This is a genomic window from Shimia sp., from assembly GCF_039969785.1.
GTDB lineage: Bacteria > Pseudomonadota > Alphaproteobacteria > Rhodobacterales > Rhodobacteraceae > Shimia.
In genome coordinates this window covers 1-20394 of the sequence record NZ_JBDVNC010000018.1, presented here as the reverse complement: position 1 = coordinate 20394, position 20394 = coordinate 1, and the positions used below count along the sequence as shown (strand labels likewise).

The following is a 20394-nucleotide window of genomic DNA, read 5'->3' as shown; positions in this document are numbered from 1 at the left end:
ATCGGTTTGCCGCTTGAAATATTACTGGTTCTGGTGGTCGGCGGAATTGCGGGCATTACAGTGATCCTGCATCGCCTTGGATTGTCGCGCCGCTTTCAATTTGAAAATGAAGAAGCCGCGCGCACAGCCTGGCTGCGCGAAATTCCGGATCGACAGCCAACCCGGATCATCCTGTCCCCCGATCGCATGACAGCGTTGATCATGACCGATCAAGGCCCCGGACTGGCCTGGAGCCACGGCGCAGACACAGTCGCCCGTCCGGTTTCGGGCTGTACGACGTGCGAAACGGAAACCGGGCTGCGGGTTGAATTCAACGACATCGGCACGCCGCGCACCGATATCACTCTGCCCGGGACAGACCGCCAACACTGGCTGACACAGATGAGGCCTAAATGAGCGAAACGCTGACCTACCCGGATGTTGTGACCTACGCCGTGCCGTTTTTCATTGCTGCGATCCTGATTGAGCTGGCATGGATCGTGATCAAACGGCGCGGCGGTCGCTATGAAACCCGCGACGCGCTGACATCGCTGATCATGGGTGCGGGCAATGTCGCCTCGGGTATCCTTTTAGGGTTTATCGCCTGGGGATTCTTTATGGCGCTCTGGCAGATCACGCCGCTCGACCTTGGCACCTCTTGGGGCATTGTTGCGCTGTGCTTTGTGCTGGATGATCTGCGATATTACTGGGTGCACCGATTTGGCCATCGCATTCGTTGGGTTTGGGCCAGCCATGTCAATCATCACTCAAGCCAGCATTACAACCTGACCACAGCCCTGCGCCAGACATGGACCGGGACATTTACCTTTATGATGATTGTGCGGGCGCCGCTGGTGTTGCTGGGGTTTCACCCGGCCATGGTTCTGTTTTGTGGCGGATTGAACCTGATTTATCAGTTCTGGATTCACACTGAAGCCATCCACCGCCTGCCCCGCTGGTTTGAGGCGATCATGAACACGCCCAGCCACCACCGCGTGCATCACGGGCGCAATGCGCGCTATCTGGATTGCAATTACGCCGGGGTGTTCATCATCTGGGACAAGCTGTTTGGAACATTTGTACCCGAACAGGCCAGCGAAAAGGTCGACTACGGTCTGGTGCACAATCTAGGCACGTTCAACCCGCTGCGCGTGGCGTTTCATGAGTGGGCCGGGATATTACGCGATATGCGCCAACCCGACCTGACCCTACGCCAACGCCTGCTCTATGCCGTCGCGCCTCCGGGTTGGAGCCATGATCAAAGCCGTCAGACCTCGGATCAAATCAAGGCCTCACATCTGAAGCGGCATCCAAAAGACAAGGGCACACCGGGGTTTTCCTGACCGGTGGCGCTCCCGCCCGTCTGAGACGCAGCAAGCTGCGCCACAGCGCGGTTTGGGCATGGCTCAGCAAAAGCTGAGCCTGATCGGTTGATGGGTCCGGCGAACTTAAGTCAGGTCAGGCGTCGCGGGTCAGGCGTTCTTCGAGAATATCAAACGGCACACCCGGGTCATCCTTGGCGCCACGGATCACCAGCGAAGTCTTCACGCTCGCCACATTATCCGCCCTGAGCAGTTCCTCGGTCAAAAACGTCTGGAACGTGCTCAGATCGGGTGCCACGCATTTCAGGATAAAATCCACTTCGCCGTTCAGCATGTGACACTCGCGCACCAACGACCATCCACGGCAACGGTCTTCAAACGTGCTCAGGTCAGCCTCGGCCTGACTGACCAGCCCAACCATAGCATACACCTGCACTTCGAACCCTAACTCGCGCGCATCCACGTCGGCATGATAGCCACGAATATATCCGGCATCCTCCAATGTGCGCACCCGGCGCAGACAGGGCGGCGCAGAGATTCCAACCCTTTTGGCAAGTTCAACATTGGTCATGCGGCCATCGGCCTGCAATTCGGCAAGTATTTTGCGATCGATGGGATCAAGCCGGGCACCGGGCATATGATCAGTAACTCCATGAATTTTGCAGTTCTTATAACACCGCCCCGATTGTGCGCAATAATATTTCGCATCCGAGCAACATCCTTTTACATCTTCGAAAATTTCCGCAAGAAGGCCGCCAAAGTCACGCGCCTGTGTCATGGGGTTTTCCTGACCGCTTGGTGCGACTATATCCCCTAGCCAAAGACCGCATGAAAATCACGAAAGGGGCCCCCATGGCCGACACCAAACACACAAAGGTCCTGATCATCGGGTCGGGACCTGCAGGCTATACCGCAGGCGTCTATGCCAGCCGCGCCATGCTGGAGCCCATTCTGGTGCAGGGGATCGAACCCGGGGGCCAGTTGACCACAACCACCGACGTGGAAAACTATCCCGGCTTTACCGAAGTTCAGGGCCCCGACCTGATGGTCAAAATGCAGGAACACGCCGCCGCAATGGGCTGTGAAATCATCGGCGACATCATCACCGATCTGGATCTTTCCGAGCGCCCCTTCAAAGCCAAGGGTGACAGCGGGACGCTTTACACTGCGGATGCGGTAATTCTGGCCACAGGCGCTCGTGCAAAATGGCTTGGACTGGACAGCGAAGAGGCCTTCAAAGGCTTTGGTGTATCAGCTTGCGCCACATGTGACGGCTTTTTCTATCGTGGTCAGGAAATTGTGGTTGTCGGCGGCGGCAACACCGCCGTGGAAGAGGCCCTGTTCCTCACCAATTTCGCGTCCAAAGTGACGCTGATCCACCGGCGCGATGAACTGCGCGCAGAAAAAATCCTGCAGGACCGCCTGTTCAAGCACGAAAAAATCGAAACGCTGTGGTTTAACACGCTCGAAGAGGTGGTCGGAGACGACAATCCCAAGGGCGTCACAGGGATCAAGGTCCGCAACGTCAAAACCGACGAGATCAGCGAAATTCCCTGTGCGGGCGTATTTATCGCCATCGGTCATGCCCCAGCCAGCGAATTGGTCAAAGATCAGCTTGAACTGCATAATGGCGGGTATGTTCAGGTCGAAGCCGGGTCCGCCCGCACGTCGATCCCCGGCGTTTTCGCTGCCGGTGATCTGACCGATCATATCTATCGTCAGGCTGTGACCTCTGCCGGTATGGGCTGTATGGCGGCACTTGATGCCGAACGCTTTATCGCCGAACAGGAATAACCCGACGCGCTCAGTGCGTGCCTGACGCGGATCGCGATCAGATCGCGCCTTGACCCGATCCTGCCCACGCGGCACCTTGGTCTTCACGCGGACGGAGAACCAGATGGCCAGCAGCGCATTGTGGCAGGGAAACTGGAGAACCAAGGCCCGGATCGTTTCGGGCCTTGTGCTGTTCATTTACGTGCTGTGGCATTTGCTCAATGTCGGCATGGGCCTGTTCTCGCTTGAGCTGATGCACCAGGCCCAGGAATTGCTGGAAGAGGTAACCGAAACGCGTGTCGGCACGGTGTTGCTCTATGGCGCACTGCTCACGCATCTGGGGCTGGCGCTCTATCGTCTCGCCATGCGACGCACCTTGCGGATGCCGGGACCAGAAGCGCTGCAAATCCTGCTTGGTATTCTGATCCCGCTTTTGCTGATGGTGCATTTCGTGCACACACGGGTCGCTTCGTCTGCTTTTGATGTGGAAGCGGAAATGGGCTATATCGCCGGCCTGATCTGGGACAGCCGCAGCGGCTGGCAACAGGCAACGCTTGTGCTGGTGGTCTGGGTGCACGGTTGTATCGGATTGCATTACTGGCTGCGGGTTTTACCCGCATGGCGGCGTCTGATCCCGCCGATGATTTCGCTGGCCACACTGATCCCAGCCTTTGCGCTGGCGGGATTTCTGGTGCAAGGAAGGCTGCAACACGCCCGCCTGTTTGACTCGCCCGAAGGTCCGGCGCTGCTGCAGGAATACAATTTTCCCACGCCCGACATTTTCTCCCAACTGGCCGACGTGACACGTACCGGACTTGCGATTGTACTGGCGTTGCTTGCCATGACAGCGGCGGTTTACTTTGGACGCAAAGTGTTGGGCAGTCGCAAATCGCTACGCATTCAATATGTCGATGGACCCGAAATCAGCGGCCAGCGGGGCATGACCCTGCTGGAAATGTCGCGCGCTGCCGGGGTACCGCATATGGCGCTTTGTGGAGGACGCGGGCGTTGCACCACCTGTCGGGTCGTGGTCGAAAACGGGGCGGAAACTCTCGACCCTCCCTCTGCTCAGGAACTCGCCAGCCTTAGCGCTGTCAACGCGCCGCCCAATGCGCGTCTCGCCTGTCAGATGCGCCCGACCGATCCGGCAACAGTCTTGCGAGTCTTTCGCCCCGACGGGCGCCGCGCCCGCGCCCATCAAAGCCTTGGCCAAGAGCGAAGCCTTGCAATCCTGTTTCTGGACATGCGCGGCTTTACCGCCCGCACCACGGGGCAATTGCCCTATGACGTGGTGTTTCTGCTGAACCGGTTCTTTGATGCCATTGTGCCCTCAATCACCGGCGCTGGCGGCACCATAGACAAATATCTGGGCGATGGCCTCTTGGCTTTGTTCGAACTGGAAGATGAGCACGCGTCAGCGACCGCCGCCCTAAAAGCTGCGGCGGGTATCGGGTCGTCCGTCAAGATTTTCAATCAGGCGCTCAAAGCCGAGGGCGCTCAGCCTGTGGCCATCGGCGTTGGTTTGCACCTAGGCGATCTTGTGATTGGTGAAATTGGCGCCGCCGAAAACGCACCGCGTACCATTATCGGTGACACTGTAAACACCGCCAGCCGCCTCGAAAGCGAGACCAAGACCTTGGGCGTTGAATTGCTGGTTTCGGCAAGCCTTCTGGATGCAGCCGGTTTTACGTCGCAAAACTACGATCTGGTCTCCCTCACACTCCGAGGTGTGTCCCATCCCGTTGACGCCCTGTCTGTGCGACAGGCCAGTACGGTTATGAAGCTTTTACAAAACCAATCGACTGGCTCCTGAATTCTGCGTTGCAGCAATGCAACGTGCGCAAGAAACGGCCAATGGGATCAAATAACGCTTCCCTCTGCATGCTTTTGATGGCATGCGTTCACACGTGAACACACTTTGAGTCGTTTTATGCCACTGCCAATTGCAAATACCAATCCTGAAGAGGAAGACCTGCTTTTTCGTCTCTTGCGTCAGCTTGATACGACACCTGGCGCGTCTCAACGGACAACGGCAGGCGCACTGGGTATTTCCCTTGGGCATCTGAATGCTCAATTGCGCACGGCAACCGAGCTTGGCCTGATCGCGATCAGTGATCGGTCGGGACCAGACAAACGACAACGCTTTGCCTATTCGCTAACCTCACGTGGTGCCACCGAAAAAGTGCGCCTCACGGATCAATTCCTCGCCCGCAAATTCGCAGAATACAACGCGTTGCACGCGGAACTCACAGGCACCGCAAGCGGCTTGCCACCTCAAAAACACAGGACCCATCCTATGCAAAACAACTTGGCTCCCATCCCCGAGCTCTACGTCTCATACGAGAGCGCTCAGAAACTCAAGGTCGAAGCAGCTGACCTGACCAGCCACGATATGTCCCCACGTCAGATTTGTGATCTGGAACTGCTGATGAACGGTGGCTTCAACCCGCTCAAAGGCTTCCTGACCGAAGAAGACTATAACGGTGTTGTCGAAAACATGCGTTTGGCCGACGGTCAATTATGGCCTATGCCGATCACGCTGGACGTGTCCGAAAAATTTGCCGACAGCGTTGAAATCGGTCAGGACATCGCTCTGCGCGATCAGGAAGGCGTGATCCTCGCCACCATGACCGTGACCGACCGCTGGGAACCCAACAAGGCACGTGAAGCCGAAAAAGTTTTTGGTGCCGACGACGATGCACACCCTGCCGTCAACTACCTGCACAACCAGGCTGGTAAAATCTATCTGGGCGGCCCGATTGTTGGAATCCAACAGCCCGTGCACTACGATTTCCGTGCACGTCGTGACACGCCTAACGAACTGCGCTCGTATTTCCGCAAGCTTGGCTGGCGCAAAGTGGTTGCGTTCCAAACCCGCAACCCGCTGCACCGCGCGCATCAGGAACTGACCTTCCGCGCCGCTAAAGAAGCGCAGGCCAACCTGTTGATTCACCCCATCGTGGGCATGACCAAACCGGGCGACGTGGATCACTTTACCCGCGTGCGCTGCTACGAAGCAGTGTTGGACAAATACCCTGCCGCGACCACCTCGATGAGCTTGCTCAATCTGGCAATGCGTATGGCCGGTCCTCGCGAAGCTGTCTGGCACGGTCTGATCCGCGCCAACCACGGCTGCACCCACTTCATCGTTGGCCGCGACCACGCCGGCCCCGGCAAAAACTCGGCTGGTGAAGATTTCTACGGCCCCTATGACGCACAGGATCTGTATCGCGAAAACCAATCCGAAATCGGCTGTGAAATGGTTGATTTCAAACACATGGTTTATGTGCAGGAACGCGCTCAGTACGAACCCAATGATGAAATCGCAGATCGTGACAACGTCACTATTCTGAACATCTCGGGCACAGAACTGCGCCGTCGTCTGGCCGAAGGCCTTGAGATCCCTGAATGGTTCTCTTTCCCCGAAGTTGTGAAAGAACTGCGTCGCACCAAACCACCGCGTGCCGATCAGGGTTTCACTGTATTCTTCACCGGCTTCTCCGGCTCTGGCAAATCCACCATCGCCAACGCGCTGATGGTCAAGCTGATGGAAATGGGCGGTCGCCCTGTGACGCTGCTGGATGGTGACATCGTTCGTAAGAACCTGTCCTCCGAGCTGGGCTTCAGCAAAGAGCACCGCGATCTGAACATCCGTCGCATCGGCTATGTCGCGTCGGAAATCACGAAAAACGGCGGCATTGCAATCTGTGCACCAATTGCACCCTATGCAACCACACGTCGCGCCGTGCGGGAAGACATCGAACAATTCGGTGCCTTTATCGAAGTGCACGTCGCCACGTCGATCGACGAATGCGAACGTCGTGACCGCAAAGGCCTCTACAAGCTGGCCCGCGAAGGCAAGATCAAGGAATTCACAGGTATTTCAGACCCCTATGACGTACCTGCAAATCCTGAGCTGAGCGTTGAAACAGAAGGTGCCGATGTGGACAACTGTGCCCATCAGGTGATCCTGAAACTGGAAAGCATGGGTCTGATCAAAGGTTGATCTGACATCACAGTTTTAGAGAAAGGCCGGAGCATCCGCTTCGGCCTTTTTTTGTCCGCTTAGGACCGCGCGGCCAATGCAAACATGCACGAAATCGTGTCCGTTATTCCCATTGGAAAAATATTGCACCTGGGTATTCTGAGACCATGCGTATTTTAAGTGTTCTTCTCCTGGCCGCCCAACCGGCCCTCGCCGACCCACCCATGATCGAAGCCGCCAAAGCTTCCGGTTCCGGTACAAACTGGCGATTTGACGTGACCCTATCCCACCCCGACACTGGATGGGACCATTATGCCGATGGATGGCGTGTGGAAGACGCGGATGGCAACGTTCTGGGCTTGCGCGTGCTGACACATCCGCACGAACACGAACAACCTTTCACGCGATCCCTCAGCGGAGTCGCAGTGCCCGCATCGGCCACAACCGTCTTCATCCGGTCGCGCTGTATCGTGGATGGCTGGTCAGACGAGACATATGCCGTGACACTCGACTGACCCTGCTTGTAGAAGGTCAGATGACTTTGATCATCGTGTCACCACCTGTCCCAGACACCAAAAAATCGGACGTTCCGGCAAAACGCCGCGAATTTCCGTTTTGAGCCCAAACTACCTGTCAGGTCTGACCAAGTTCGCGCCAGCTTTGCCGACCTTGCCGAAATCCGAGTCGTTTACTTGGGTGTCTTTTTTTCCCATCGGCGCCTACCGCGCGAGTCCGGCTTCAAGGACGTCTAATTCCGACTACATCCATTTTGGATTCAATCAGATCGTATTGCTTGGACAGGTGTTTCTTCAGTCGAGCAAGTCTTTCTTCAGGAAGATGGCTATGTTCGAACCGGATGATCTTCGGTTCGGTCAGATCAATATCGCAAGCATAAATCACTTCATCATCGAACCCTTCAGCATCGACTTGAAGGACATCGACAACCGGTTCTTTTCCAAGACATTCGAGGAACCCTGTCAACCGCTTGGACGGAACGGTCAGTTCGGTGACAAGGTTTTCTGGATCGCATTCGTCTGGCAGGTGCTTTTTCACCCACCGAAGGACACAATTGCGGTCGGTGGATGTCACCCCGGTAGGTGCCCGATACGATGGCCAGTCGGAGGAATAAGTGGGGGTGAAACGTTTCCAATGTTCCGGGCGAATTGCGTGCAGAGTAAGGGTATCTTCCGGGCCGACGGCTGCCGGTACAATACGGTGAGAAGGATGGAAGCTGTAGTTCGCTTCCAAGAACGGTATCAGGTATTCTTGAGGCTCAAACAACGTGATTTCCGTGCAGGAACGGAGTTTGTGTCGAACCAACTTGTAAAGCGGATCCCCATATTTCCCATCGTTTGCGCCAATAACACATATCCGAATTGGACGCCCTTGATATGCAAGGGCAATTATTGCGGCGTTGTAGATCTGCGATATCGCGTAGTTCAGTTCTCGGCGAAGACGCTTCAGTTGGTTTCCGGGTCCTTTGTTGCTCGGACCATTCGGAGCTTGACCCTGAATGGGTTGCCGATCTGTTTTGTGTGACTTTGGCAGCTTTTCGCCAGGTCCTTCTAGCGCTCTCAATCGCTCTATCCGAATGTCGTTCGGTGCCCCTTTTTCTGTTTGCTTCGTATCGCCACCCAACATCCAATCCGCCGCCAAAAGCTTTTCGACATGCCGGGCTCTCTGCTCGCCAATTACCTCGACCAGATCGAAAGGTTTTTCTGGGTCACCAGGGTGATCGTCATGCAAAGCTCGGACATGGAGTATTCGTGGCGCGCCCATGTTGAATTTCCAGATGTCTAGAAGATCCAACCAGATGCAATTGTAAGCAGGCCCAAGAGCCACGAAATCAAGATCACTCTGGTATAACAATCTCCGAAATGCTGGTTGATCCATCAGCGCGTTCTGGGAATTCATCTCGAGTTCCCAGGCGCGCGCGAATGCCTGTACTTTGGGTGAAGCTTTAACCGCCAAAACGCCCGTGTTGACCGGGTTCAGACAAGTCGGGGTCTGGCCGTCCCGCGGCGTCATTAGTCGTCCTCTGTTTCCGGCCAAGACTCCAGCCATATCAAAGCGGTCCAAGACCTCGAACATTTCGGAAATATCCGCAAGAACGACGACATCCGCGTCCAGAACAATCGTCCGTTCGAACCGCGTCTTTCGGATGGCTTCGATCTTTGGTCGGTGTCCTGTCCCGAAAATCTCGTGGATCTCGTCAAAAACAGGATCATCCGTTTTCTGGTCAGTGAAGAGATCAATTATTGCATCGGGCATTGCGATTCGGACAGTGCGTGCTGCCCGCCTCGCAAGATCGGTATAGAGTCTCCCGGTCGATGCGAAAACGATGCCACGGGAACCAGGTTCGATACTCCCAGGCAGCAGTCTCTCATCAAAAAGATCTTCAGTCATCCCAGTCAGTCATCCTCATTCGCACTTGGTCGCACGGTCCTACGCTAACATGGGCAAACAGTCGGCGACACTCAAACGTACTCCGGGCCTTGAAACAACCCTCGCAAGGTCGGCTTCGCAGCCTATTGCCGATCTTCGTGAAGGTTGCAGCGAAAGTCAACTTCGTCCGCAATACCGATATTTGCTTAGACTGTTCAACAGTCTGGTTTGGGTCCAAAAAGCCTAGCGTTTTTTGGACCCAAATTGCGCGGCCGTCTTACAGGATACAGACATTCCGCTGCATCACGTCAAAAGTCAGTGCGTTCCTCAGTTTCGACCCGCGTATATTGCTTAGTGCACAGTGACCGGGTCGTAATCATTCTGCCGCGCCAGCGCAAAAGCCAGATTGCGCTCTTTCACCAACGCCAGCCGCTCTCCGTCCGCGCTGTGCACGGCATAAAGCGTTTCTGCCCCGTCAACCTGTTGCTGAACGTCCTCAGGCAGGTCAGAGACCGATACCTCACGCACATAAACGATGCGCTGACCATCCTCTGTGCCAAAATCAAATTTGCTATACATGGCTCACCCCTTTCTGATCTGAATTGTCTGCACCACGGTTTCGGGAACCGTGCGGCTTAAATCGACATGCAGCAGGCCATTTTCCATGCTGGCCTCGCCCACTTCGACGCCGTCTGCCAACACAAACGAGCGTTGGAACTGACGTGCAGCAATGCCGCGATGCAAGAACACCCTTGTGTCCTGCTCGTCGGTTTGCCGCCCGCGGATCACCAATTGGCGATCTTCGACCGTGATGCTCAGATCTTCTTCGCGAAACCCGGCCACGGCCAGCGTGATCCGGTACGAATAATCCGATGTCTGTTCAATATTGAAAGGGGGATAGCCTTCGTTGCCCGTCTTCGCGGTGCGCTCCAAAAGCCGTTCCAATTGTTCGAACCCCAGCATGTGGGGGTGCGAGCCCAGTGTTAGTTTTGTCATCGACACGTCCTTAGCCTAAGCGACAGTCCATTGCGGGCCCCGTACCGGCGACCCGTTCCCGATAAATATGGGAGCCCCGCCCCATAATGGCAAGAGGCAAGCGTTTTGGGGAACTTCCGCAAAACCTGAGGTTAACGCTGCCAAAACCTTTGCACCACGCGCACGAATCGCTATTCTATGACCCTGCAATACCTAGGGAAATTCCGTCCATGAACGCTCCAACCGACCTGGCGATGAAAACCGACGATGTGCTTACGGTCGAATTAGAAGTGTTCAAACGCGAACACCGCGACCTTGATGAGGCGATTCATGCGTTGGTTGATCGGGGCACCGGTGATCAGCTGACGATTCGACGCCTGAAAAAGCAGAAACTGCGCCTCAAGGACATCATTGCCCTGATCGAAGACCGTCTGACCCCCGACATCATCGCCTGAGCACTGTTTACACCAGCGTCGCATTGCGCAAACCGGGCAATGCTCTATAAACCGGGCTTCACGATCTGGCAGAGGCGAAAATGACGGAAACACCACAGGTTGGCATCATTATGGGCAGCCAGTCAGACTGGCCCACAATGAAACTCGCAGCAGAGATTCTGGACGAGATTGGCATCTCATATGAGAAAAAGATTGTCTCGGCGCATCGCACGCCGGATCGTTTGTGGAGCTATGGCAAAGAGGCCGCTGATCGTGGCCTGCAGGTCATTATCGCAGGCGCTGGAGGTGCTGCGCATCTGCCTGGCATGATGGCCTCAAAAACCCGTGTGCCTGTGGTGGGTGTGCCGGTTCAGACCCGCGCGCTCTCGGGCGTCGACAGCCTTTATTCTATCGTGCAGATGCCCAAGGGCTTTCCCGTGGCCACCATGGCCATCGGCGCAGCCGGGGCCTCAAATGCAGGTCTGATGGCCGCTGGTATCCTTGCCCTGCAAGACCCGGCGCTCGCCACCCGACTGGACGCATGGCGCGCCGCCCTTTCTGCCTCGATCCCCGAAGCCCCCGAGGGATGAGCCGGATCGGTTTCATCGGTACCGGCCACATAGCCGCGCCGATGGTCCGCTTTCTCGCGGCCCGCGGCCACGAAATTCGTGTCACCCGCCGTTCCCAGGCCGTTTCTTCCGCTCTTGCCGCAGATCACGGCGCCATCGTGGCCGATACCCAGATTGTTCTGGACGGCAGCGACATCATTTTTCTTTGCCTGCGCCCCCACCAGATCAACGACGTACTGCCTTCTCTGACCTTCCGTGCAGATCACAAAATCGTCTCAGTCATGGCCGGAATTGCGTCCGATACGCTTGCCACACTTTGCGCCCCGGCCTCAGATTTCGTGCAAACCATTCCGCTGGGATTTCTGGAAATCGGCGGTTGTCCCTTGGCAGCCTTTGGGAATACGACGGTGCTTGAGGCGCTGTTTGCACCGGAAAACCCGGTGGTCCCGGTCGCCTCCGAAACGGCCCTGAACGCGCATTTCGCGATCTGCGCCATGGTGCCCGGCCTGCTGGACATGATGCAAACCGGAGCCAATTGGCTGGGCGATCACACACAAGACCCTGCCGCGGCAGACTTTTTCACCACGCAGCTGGTTTCGGGCTTTCTGTCGGCTATGGACCGCGATCACGGCGCATTGGCGCGGGAACGCGATGCGCTGGCCACCGACGGCACGATCAGCCTTCAAATGACGCAAACTCTCCGGACACAGGGCGCTCATGACGCGCTTCACAGCGCGCTGAACGCCATCGGCAAACGGTTGGACCCATCATCATGACCCACTCGCACCTTCCCCTCGGCAGCACCATCGGTATTCTGGGCGGCGGCCAACTGGGCCGCATGCTCTCGGTTGCGGCATCGCGGCTGGGCTACAAGACTCACATCTTTGAACCCGGCGCCAATCCCCCTGCGGGCCATGTCGCGGATCAGGTGACCACGGCAAACTACGACGATACGTCCGCGCTCAAGACCTTTGCGGCCTCTGTCGACATCATCACATACGAATTCGAAAACATCCCCACGCAAGCGCTCGACATCCTCGAAGAGCTGCGCCCGATCCACCCGGGCCGCGAGGCGCTGCGCGTGTCACAGGACCGTTTGGTTGAAAAGAAATTCCTCCGTGATCTGGGTCTCAAAACCGCGCCGTATGCAGCCGTTGAAACGCAGGCCGATATGGGCGCCGCCATGGCGTCTGTGGGCGCACCGGGCATCCTGAAAACCCGCCGCTTTGGCTATGATGGCAAAGGACAGGCCCGGGTCATGACGCCTGACGCAGCGACCGATGCGCTGTCTGATATGGCTGGTGCCCCTGCGATCCTTGAAGGGTTTGTTGAATTCTCCCGCGAAGTCTCGGTGATTGCTGCGCGTGGATTGCACGGCGATGTTGCCTGTTTTGACCCCGGCGAAAATGTGCACACCGATGGCATTCTGCGCACCACCACCGTGCCCGCCGCGCTGAACGCGTCGCAACGCATGGACGCCGTCTTTCTGGCCGCTCAAATCCTGAATGCGCTGACCTATGTTGGCGTCATGGGGGTCGAGCTGTTTGTGACCAAAGACGGTCTGATCGTGAACGAGATTGCCCCGCGCGTGCACAATTCCGGCCACTGGACCCAGAATGGCTGTGCGGTGGATCAGTTTGAGCAACATATCCGCGCCATCACCGGTCTGCCGCTGGGCGACGGTCAACGGCACGCTGATGTGGTTATGGAAAACCTGATTGGCGAAGATATGGACAGAGTGCCGGGCCTGATGGGCCAGGGCGAAACCGCGCTGCATCTTTATGGCAAGGCGGAAACCAAGCCGGGCCGCAAAATGGGCCACGTCAATCTCATCCGTCGCAAAACCAGCTAAGGCCACGCATTTCAGGACGTTTTCAACCGGTATTTCAGGAATGTCTCTGCGCCATGTTCGACCCGACCGTCGAATGTCGCGCCAAGGCGATCAAGCGCGCGCAGTGACCGTCGCGACGGCGCCAAAAGAAAAGTAACCTGGTCGATATCCTTGTGATCTCTGGCAAATTTCAGCGCTTTGCGGGTGATCGCAGCCCCTAGTCCAAAGCGCTCCGGTTTCAGAACCAGACCAAAATCCCAATCGTCGCCTTCGCGCTGAAACCCGCCCCACCCGACATAAACGCCGTGGTTCAGGATCGCCCAATGTCCCAACCCGTCACGCGACCAGCAGGCGGCCTTTGCCTCCAGAAACTGTGCCAGCATCGCCCGGTCGAACGCCCCGGTCAGTAAAGGCAAGTGTTCCGCCACACGCGGATCTGCCATGTGTCGCAATATCTCTTCCGGGTCGACATCGCCGAGCGGGACGAACGCAATATCGTGCATTCAGCGCCCACCGTCCTGACAAGGTTCCTGCTCGCATGCCTCATCGCGTGACAATCCAAGCTCTTTGAGCGACGTCGCCGCCTCTCCCCATTCCAGGTCCGGGTCAAAGGCGCCTGTCTCCAGAAACAGACGCACCTGCTCAATCACAATTGGGTTGTTCATCATAAATGTATGCGTCACCGGCAGCACCAGATGTTCTTTCATCCCCGCCACGCGTGTACTTGCAACCGACACTTTACCGTCATCCGGCCCCGCGATCAGCGCTGAATACAGCGCGTTCAATGACCGGTTCCCCGCAATCACGCCCAATTCGAAATTCACCGCAGGCAGCTCACCTGGTAACCCATCCGTGCCCAGCTGCGCCCCCGCCGGGCCATTGATCCAGTCAAACGGTTCCAGTTCCCCCAACACATCAACAAGCTCTGACCCCTTGTTAGGGGGCCCCAACATCACCACACGACCCAGATTTTCGGGCCGATGGTCCAGCAGCCACAATCGCAACAGAATGCCACCCATGGAATGCGTTACGAAATGCAACTCTTCGTCCCGGCATTGTTTGACCGCCCCGGGCAGTGTCTCCTGCGCCAGCGTGGCGATTTCCTTGCGTGTCGACGGATATCCCGGGCGCACCACTTTAAACCCATACCGCTCTAACGCGGCCTCCATCAGCACAAAGGAGTTTTCTGAGCGCGCCAGCCCGTGCAGCAAAACAACACAATCAGCGCGCGCCAGCGCCGGAATACACGCGATAAAAACCGCGAAAGCTGTACAAATCCATTTCATTCCTTTGAGATAGGCAATCAGGCCCGATTACAAAAGCCAAAACACAACGGAACCACCATGCCGACGCCACGTCTCGCCGCCCGCGCCCTGATTTTGCAAGACAACCGGCTGTTGCTGGTCAATGCCTATCCGGCAGGTCAAAGCGATCTGTGGTGCGCGCCCGGCGGAGGTGTTGAGCGGGGCGCATCACTGCCAGACAATCTCAAACGCGAGGTTTACGAGGAAACCGGTTTGACGATTGCGGTTGGTGCACCCTGTCTGATCAATGAATTTCATGATCCTGACGGGACATTTCATCAGGTCGATATCTATTTTCGCTGTCGTATCATCGCGGGCACTCTGACGGATGGCTGGCAAGACCCGGAAAACATCGTCAGCCAACGCCGTTTTGCCACCCGTGCGGAAATGAAGACACTGTCCTTTAAACCAGACAGCCTTGTTGATGCGGCTTGGTCTGACACGATCCTATACGATCCGCTCGAACCGATTGTGAAACCAAACCCGGTGCGCTGATAGCCTAGCGCCGCATCGACACCAGCACGCCGGCAATAACCAAAACCGCAGCTCCGACAAACCGAAGCGTCACAGGTTCACCCAAAAACGCGATACCTCCGCCCAGCGCGATCACCGGCACGCTCAGCTGTGCTACCGCTCCACGGCTCGCACCCAAAATGGGCAGGATGCGATACCACAAGGCATAGCCCAGCCCCGAGGTGATCCCACCAGACACCACCGCCAGGGCAATTCCCCCCGTTGCCAAGCTGTCCGATCCGGCAAAGACTAGCGCCAAAACCACCGCAATTGGGGCCGCTAAAAGAAAATTCATCGCGGTTGCCTGAGTCGCGTCGGTTTCCCGTCGTCCTTGCAGGGAATAGACACCCCAGCCCAGCCCGGCCGCAATCATCATTCCGGCATGCATTATCGAAACATCAAACGCGCCACCCGGCCATAGCAGCCAGACCAACCCGGCCAGCCCCAATCCAGCCCCCGCCCAGCGAGAGGTCGGAACCTCTTCGCGCGCCAGAACGGCCCCACCGAACATTGTGACTTGCACCACACCGAACAGGATCAACGCGCCCAATCCAGCATCCAGCGTCAGATAGGCCAGCGAAAAACCGAAGATATAGATCAACAGTCCGGCGACACCGACAATCCGTCCCGCGCCGCCCAAAGCAAACCCCCTACCCTGCGCCATAACCAGAACAGTCAAGACAGCCGCACCAGCACCCAAACGAATGGCACCAAACGCAACCGGGTCCATGCCAAACTCGCCCACCGCCGCCCGGTTCAGAACGGAATTGGCCCCAAAGGCGATCATTGTCAGTAAGCTCAGGAAAAACATACGCATAAACATTAGGTGACACGCAGGATGCCCGAGGGCAAGACCGGTTACATCCTGCGTGTCTGACGTGGCAATGTGGGGACCAGGCCCATCACCACGACTTTCAAAATGCAGGTCAGGATCGTTCATCCCGCCGAAAGCGCCAACAACGCGCCTGCATCAATGTTTCCACCGGGTTGCATCCCGGCACAGTCAAAAATTGGAAGCAGCCCCCCGCCACCAAAATCAAAGACGTCGTAAATCAATGTCAGTTAAACGTATGACTACCCAACTCTGCGGGCTGGCTGACCAAGGCTTGCACGTCCGGTACGCCCGCCTCTGCGTGCACTTTTGATGCAAGCGCCAAGGGCAACAACAGCCCCAACGCCAGCATTACAAAGCGTTCGTTGATTGGTAAAACCTTCTGCATGGCCGTTCCCCCTGTCAGCTTTATTCAGCTTTCAAAGAGTACGCGCCATGCACAAAACCGGATCACTCAAAAACCAAATTCTTCGGCTTTCAGCGTTTCTTTCTGTTTTTCACGATCGTTCGGACCATTTTGCCAAACGTCTTGTCCTTAGACCGTCGTTCGGACAAGGACGCCGAATTGAACCGGTCCTCGGCTGCCAGCTTGCGCCAGCGCGCCAAACGTGCCGGGTCCAACTCGCCCGCTTTGACGGCCGCTGAAACCGCACATCCCGGTTCGGTTTCATGCGCGCAATCGTTGAATTTGCACGTCGCGGCCAGCTCGGTCACATCCGAAAACAAATCCGCGATGCCGTCTTCGACATCCGTTAACTGCAGCTCTCGCATGCCCGGCGTATCCAGCACGGCCACCCCGTCGCGGGTGAAATGCATCTGGCGCGAAGTTGTCGTATGGCGACCCTTGGCGTCATCCTCGCGAATGTCCGCCGTCTCTGCGCGCTCTTCAGCAAACAACGCATTCACCAGCGTCGACTTACCCACACCCGAACTGCCCAGAAACGCCACCGTCTGCCCGGGCTTGCACCAATCCGCCAGCTTCGCCACCGGCTCAGTGCTCAGCGCGTTCAAAGCCAACACAACCACACGGTCAGAAATGCTCATCGCCTGTTGAACATAGCTGTCCGGATCATCGCATAAATCCGCCTTGGTCAGCAAAATCACTGGTGTCACGTCCGCCTCAAAGGCCAGCGCAATATAGCGTTCCATGCGCGCGATATTGAAATCGGCATTGCACGACGACACGACAAAAGCCGTATCAATATTGGCCGCAATCAGCTGCACCCGCCGGTCATGTCCCGCGGCGCGGCGTTTGAACAGACTCTTGCGTTCCAGCAAAACACTTTGCGCCGGGGTTTCGTGATCAAACAAGAACCAGTCCCCCACCGTGGCATCCGGCCCGGCAGGGATGACGTCGTCAAACCCGTCGCCGCGCACTCGCAACCCGGTGCGATGCACTTCGGTCACGCGCGCCGGAGGCGTGGCGCCCAACGTACCAGGATCAGTTTGTCGGCTGAAAAATGGCTGCCAACCAAGGCGTGAAAGCAAAGATGCCTGAGCCTCAGGCGGGGGTGTCTGACCGCCAAGCGGCAAAAACTGGGAATAGTCCCGTGTCATTATAGAGTACCTTCATGGTCCGGCCTCAGGTCATGCCCGGGCCTCAGAAATTCAGAGTATCGGATGCAAACACAACCCTATTGTCCACGCGCGCGCAGCTCTTTTCAAGTCTGTGATTTGCAACGAGAGGCGCCTTGCCTCTCAACCTCAACGGGCCATAAAATCTCCATTGTTCCACCCCTATGAGATATGCGCGCAACAGATATTTGTCAATTCCAGCGGGGGGATACCTGTGCAGGCTACAGCTCCCGGGAGGCATGCCAGGCTAAGGTATCTACCTCGTACCGGGCACTTGACCGCGAGATCTGAGGGAATTGAGCGGCCGCTGAATATCCAAATTGACGCTTAAGATGCGGCGTGCCTGTGCCTGTTCACTTTATCTTACCAATCTTCGCGTAAATCATTGAACAGCATGAATATTCAACAACCCCTCAAGGCTTTCTGCGGGCTCCTCTCCTGCTTGGGCTTGCTGGCGGCCCACCCGGCTATGGCCGGCGCAAATGACATCTGCAAAACCACGCTCGCCCTGAAACACACCTATCAGCAAGCCACCCCAACCCGAACAATCTCAAATGCGCCAGAAACAATCTCCAAGCTTGCAACGCTCACGTCGCAACTTGGTGCCGTCGAAACCCTCAACGCAACACCGACCCTACAGCGCATCAACCACGACATCTCCGGCCTGACCAACACGATTAAGACCGAGATCACAGAGCCGGTACAAGGAAACTCGGCCGTCGGCGCACGCCTGTACCAACACCTCTCGCACCACATGCAGACGCTGGATCAGGTGACGCGTATTTTTGGATGCGCAGACGTGGCCACATTGCCACCCGGACCCACACGATCCGCCACCAGCGCAGCGACAAAGCCGCGCCTTGTGACCGCTGTTAAATCCGCCATGTCAAACTCGGTCTTCTGGCTCGCCATAATCGTCGCCCTGATGGGCCTCGTGACCGGGATTTTTTTCAAATGCCGCCGCCGCGAAGCCCGAAAAATGTGCCGCACATCCATGCTGATCGTGTATGGCGACCAGTGCACCGTCACCCATATCGTTGACATGGCGCAGGGCGGGATGAAAATCGAAGCTTCTGAGAAAGTCATCGAACAAAAATGGGCCGACCTCTATTTTTGTGGCCACAAGGTCAGAGGCAAAATGGTCTGGCGAAACGCGTGTTATGCGGGCATCAAATTCAAGTCCAGAGTGAGCAGGGAAACTCTGGAAGACGTCATCCGCAAAAGCAACAAACCGCTTGATCAATCCGGGTTGGAAACCAACGCCACACCCTGCTTTTCGCTCGGGTGCCACACAAATTGCCCCCGCCATCTCCCCACCACATTTTCCAACAAAGGCGACGCTGGCTGACGCCGCAACTCTGGCATCCTCCGAAGGCCATACCCACAGCGTAAGTTCGCGCCCACACCGAACCTTTTCCTAACTTTGGAACGCCGCACAGAACTCCAAAACCCCTTCGGCGTCTTCATCGCCAAAGGCAAGCCATTGCACCAACCTGTCGGGCAACTCTTCGTAGTGAAGACGACCATCGCTTTTGAAACCAAATCTTCCATAATAATCAGGATCACCAATCAGGGCGCATCCCGCCGCGCCGTTGGCTTCCAATCGCGAAAGACCTTTGCGAATTATCTTGCTGCCAATACCGGTCCTTTGAAGATCAGTGCGCACAGAAACAGGGCCTAATCCATACCAACCATCGCTGCTTCCAGAGATCGTGACCGGCGAAAACGCAACATGACCGACAACCTCGCCATCAGCCACCGCGACCAGCGAAGTCGTCAGATCGCCATCTATTCGCAACTGATTGATGATGGGGGCCTCTGTCCCGTCGCTATACGCTTTTGGCTCAAACGCTGCGGCCGTTAGATCAAAAATAGCCTGCGCATCATCCGGCACTTCATCTCTGATTTTGAGTTGTTTTTCTTGCATAAAATTCGGCAACTCTCTGGTTTCCTGCGAAAAGGCTAATACATCCGCTAAGGACAATAAAGTCGACACCACAGCCACCAAAAAGAGAGTCGCCCATACCGGGATTGTAGGATCTACAGGCACGCGTACCTTCACAAGTGATCGGTATTTCAACAAACTGGGCTACGAGAGTTAAGTGACAACTGCAATGCATTACGTCAGAATGATCTTAGGGTCATATCGGAGGAACGGTACATTGAAGATCGACGGGGCTTGTCACTGCGGCGCAATTACCTACCAAGCAGAACTCGATTTGGCCAAAGTTGGGATATGCCATTGCGCCGATTGTCAGGCTCTTTCAGCTTCAGCATTTCGTACAATTGCCATCGCGCCGTCCGAAGGTTTTAAGATTTTGGAAGGTACGCCCAAGCATTACGTGAAGGTTGGCGATAGTGGTAATCCCCGCGTTCAGGCGTTTTGCTCAGATTGTGGCTCTGGGCTGTATTCTTGCGGCACAGAGGAAAAACCAGAGGCATACAACCTTCGTGTGGGCACGATCCGGCAACGCGGCTTGCTTGTCCCAAAGTTCGAGTGTTGGACGCAATCCCGTCTCGAATGGATGGCAAAAACGAATGGAACAGCAACGTTTGACAAAAACCCCGCCGTTTAAGTTTGATGCCGAAGGAACGCCATGAGCAAACAGCATGTTGAAAAAGCGGTCGCCCAAGCTTGATTTAACGAGCAAGAAAGACTGGCAATAGAGCCTGCAACGATACCAATTTTTTGCCAAAGCAAGTGTATTGACCTTCATTTGGATTCCGGCATCTGTCGATCGTGACAATACGCAAGCCAACCAAATCAGATGCGTTATTGTTGAATGTCATTGAGAACTGACCCGGTAGCCCCCCAAATTGTCACTGAGAATTGACCCATGTGAACACATGGCCCTGACGTTTTTGTTCAGGGAGATTTGGAGTGATCGACATGGGATTTTTGAGTGTCATTCGACGC

23 protein-coding genes are annotated in these 20394 nt (G+C 56.3%); 13 read left to right on the top strand and 10 right to left on the bottom strand.

Features of this window, described 5'->3' with window-relative positions:
• Window positions 1-6 precede the first annotated feature (6 nt).
• Both ABJI08_RS09510 and ABJI08_RS09505 read left to right on the top strand, forming a co-directional pair.
• The gene (locus ABJI08_RS09510; RefSeq protein ID WP_348401594.1) at window positions 7-396 is read left to right on the top strand and encodes a hypothetical protein; all 390 of its coding nucleotides are present in this window, start codon (window positions 7-9) and stop codon (window positions 394-396) included.
• A complete protein-coding gene (locus ABJI08_RS09505) occupies window positions 393-1322 on the top strand; it encodes a sterol desaturase family protein (RefSeq protein WP_348401593.1) in 930 nt (309 codons plus the stop codon). The genes ABJI08_RS09510 and ABJI08_RS09505 overlap by 4 nt, the downstream gene beginning before the upstream one ends.
• Before the next feature lie 115 nt (window positions 1323-1437).
• Here ABJI08_RS09505 and ABJI08_RS09500 read toward each other — a convergent pair whose 3' ends face one another.
• Window positions 1438-1938, bottom strand: coding sequence for an Lrp/AsnC family transcriptional regulator (locus ABJI08_RS09500; RefSeq protein ID WP_348401840.1), 501 nt, complete (start codon window positions 1936-1938; stop codon window positions 1438-1440).
• Between the two features lie 215 nt (window positions 1939-2153).
• Here ABJI08_RS09500 and trxB point away from each other — a divergent pair, with 215 nt between their 5' ends.
• The 4 genes from trxB (at window position 2154) to ABJI08_RS09480 (ending at window position 7574) form a co-directional block, all read left to right on the top strand.
• A complete protein-coding gene (gene trxB, locus ABJI08_RS09495; RefSeq protein WP_348401592.1) occupies window positions 2154-3095 on the top strand; it encodes a thioredoxin-disulfide reductase in 942 nt (313 codons plus the stop codon).
• 103 nt (window positions 3096-3198) lie between these two features.
• Window positions 3199-4887, top strand: coding sequence for an adenylate/guanylate cyclase domain-containing protein (locus ABJI08_RS09490; RefSeq protein WP_348401591.1), 1689 nt, complete (start codon window positions 3199-3201; stop codon window positions 4885-4887).
• 117 nt (window positions 4888-5004) lie between these two features.
• Window positions 5005-7080, top strand: coding sequence for a bifunctional sulfate adenylyltransferase/adenylylsulfate kinase (locus tag ABJI08_RS09485; protein ID WP_348401590.1), 2076 nt, complete (start codon window positions 5005-5007; stop codon window positions 7078-7080).
• Window positions 7081-7226: 146 nt separating this feature from the next.
• Window positions 7227-7574 (top strand): hypothetical protein, encoded by a 348-nt coding sequence (locus ABJI08_RS09480; protein ID WP_348401589.1) that lies wholly within the window; start codon window positions 7227-7229, stop codon window positions 7572-7574.
• A gap of 223 nt (window positions 7575-7797) precedes the next feature.
• Here the strand turns inward: ABJI08_RS09480 and ABJI08_RS09475 are convergent, their stop codons facing one another.
• From ABJI08_RS09475 to ABJI08_RS09465, 3 genes are all read right to left on the bottom strand, one after another.
• Window positions 7798-9465, bottom strand: a complete 1668-nt coding sequence (locus tag ABJI08_RS09475; RefSeq protein ID WP_348401588.1) for an FkbM family methyltransferase — start codon at window positions 9463-9465, stop codon at window positions 7798-7800.
• A gap of 330 nt (window positions 9466-9795) precedes the next feature.
• On the bottom strand, window positions 9796-10023 hold the full coding sequence (locus ABJI08_RS09470; RefSeq protein WP_348401587.1) for a DUF1150 family protein: 228 nt from the start codon (window positions 10021-10023) through the stop codon (window positions 9796-9798).
• Between the two features lie 3 nt (window positions 10024-10026).
• On the bottom strand, window positions 10027-10440 hold the full coding sequence (locus ABJI08_RS09465; RefSeq protein ID WP_348401586.1) for an Hsp20 family protein: 414 nt from the start codon (window positions 10438-10440) through the stop codon (window positions 10027-10029).
• 209 nt (window positions 10441-10649) lie between these two features.
• Here ABJI08_RS09465 and ABJI08_RS09460 point away from each other — a divergent pair, with 209 nt between their 5' ends.
• The 4 genes from ABJI08_RS09460 to ABJI08_RS09445 all read left to right on the top strand — a co-directional run bounded on the left by ABJI08_RS09460 (window position 10650) and on the right by ABJI08_RS09445 (window position 13274).
• Window positions 10650-10874, top strand: coding sequence for a YdcH family protein (locus ABJI08_RS09460; RefSeq protein WP_348401585.1), 225 nt, complete (start codon window positions 10650-10652; stop codon window positions 10872-10874).
• Window positions 10875-10954: 80 nt separating this feature from the next.
• Window positions 10955-11443, top strand: a complete 489-nt coding sequence (purE, locus tag ABJI08_RS09455) for a 5-(carboxyamino)imidazole ribonucleotide mutase (protein WP_348401584.1) — start codon at window positions 10955-10957, stop codon at window positions 11441-11443.
• A complete protein-coding gene (locus ABJI08_RS09450; protein WP_348401583.1) occupies window positions 11395-12198 on the top strand; it encodes an NAD(P)-binding domain-containing protein in 804 nt (267 codons plus the stop codon). The genes purE and ABJI08_RS09450 overlap by 49 nt, the downstream gene beginning before the upstream one ends.
• On the top strand, window positions 12195-13274 hold the full coding sequence (locus tag ABJI08_RS09445) for a 5-(carboxyamino)imidazole ribonucleotide synthase (RefSeq protein WP_348401582.1): 1080 nt from the start codon (window positions 12195-12197) through the stop codon (window positions 13272-13274). The genes ABJI08_RS09450 and ABJI08_RS09445 overlap by 4 nt, the downstream gene beginning before the upstream one ends.
• Window positions 13275-13285: 11 nt before the next feature.
• Here ABJI08_RS09445 and ABJI08_RS09440 read toward each other — a convergent pair whose 3' ends face one another.
• Both ABJI08_RS09440 and ABJI08_RS09435 read right to left on the bottom strand, forming a co-directional pair.
• Window positions 13286-13756 (bottom strand): GNAT family N-acetyltransferase, encoded by a 471-nt coding sequence (locus tag ABJI08_RS09440; protein WP_348401581.1) that lies wholly within the window; start codon window positions 13754-13756, stop codon window positions 13286-13288.
• Window positions 13757-14539, bottom strand: coding sequence for an alpha/beta fold hydrolase (locus tag ABJI08_RS09435; protein WP_348401580.1), 783 nt, complete (start codon window positions 14537-14539; stop codon window positions 13757-13759). It lies immediately after the preceding gene.
• Window positions 14540-14596: 57 nt separating this feature from the next.
• On the opposite strand from ABJI08_RS09435, the gene ABJI08_RS09430 reads away from it, so the two are divergent.
• Window positions 14597-15052 carry an NUDIX hydrolase gene (locus tag ABJI08_RS09430; RefSeq protein WP_348401579.1) on the top strand — a complete coding sequence of 152 codons (456 nt, stop codon included), beginning with the start codon at window positions 14597-14599 and terminating at the stop codon, window positions 15050-15052.
• Window positions 15053-15056: 4 nt separating this feature from the next.
• Here ABJI08_RS09430 and ABJI08_RS09425 read toward each other — a convergent pair whose 3' ends face one another.
• The 3 genes from ABJI08_RS09425 to rsgA all read right to left on the bottom strand — a co-directional run bounded on the left by ABJI08_RS09425 (window position 15057) and on the right by rsgA (window position 17459).
• A complete protein-coding gene (locus ABJI08_RS09425; protein WP_348401578.1) occupies window positions 15057-16010 on the bottom strand; it encodes a DMT family transporter in 954 nt (317 codons plus the stop codon).
• Between the two features lie 118 nt (window positions 16011-16128).
• Window positions 16129-16290: a hypothetical protein gene (locus ABJI08_RS09420; RefSeq protein WP_348401577.1), complete on the bottom strand. Its 162-nt coding sequence runs from the start codon at window positions 16288-16290 to the stop codon at window positions 16129-16131.
• Between the two features lie 89 nt (window positions 16291-16379).
• Window positions 16380-17459, bottom strand: a complete 1080-nt coding sequence (gene rsgA / locus ABJI08_RS09415) for a ribosome small subunit-dependent GTPase A (protein ID WP_348401576.1) — start codon at window positions 17457-17459, stop codon at window positions 16380-16382.
• A 487-nt stretch (window positions 17460-17946) separates the two neighbouring features.
• Between rsgA and ABJI08_RS09410 the strand changes: the two genes are divergently transcribed.
• Window positions 17947-18825, top strand: coding sequence for a hypothetical protein (locus ABJI08_RS09410; protein ID WP_348401575.1), 879 nt, complete (start codon window positions 17947-17949; stop codon window positions 18823-18825).
• A 69-nt stretch (window positions 18826-18894) separates the two neighbouring features.
• Here ABJI08_RS09410 and ABJI08_RS09405 read toward each other — a convergent pair whose 3' ends face one another.
• Window positions 18895-19539: an N-acetyltransferase gene (locus tag ABJI08_RS09405; protein WP_348401574.1), complete on the bottom strand. Its 645-nt coding sequence runs from the start codon at window positions 19537-19539 to the stop codon at window positions 18895-18897.
• A gap of 100 nt (window positions 19540-19639) precedes the next feature.
• Here ABJI08_RS09405 and ABJI08_RS09400 point away from each other — a divergent pair, with 100 nt between their 5' ends.
• Window positions 19640-20053, top strand: coding sequence for a GFA family protein (locus ABJI08_RS09400; protein WP_348401573.1), 414 nt, complete (start codon window positions 19640-19642; stop codon window positions 20051-20053).
• The last annotated feature ends 341 nt before the right edge of the window (window positions 20054-20394 follow it).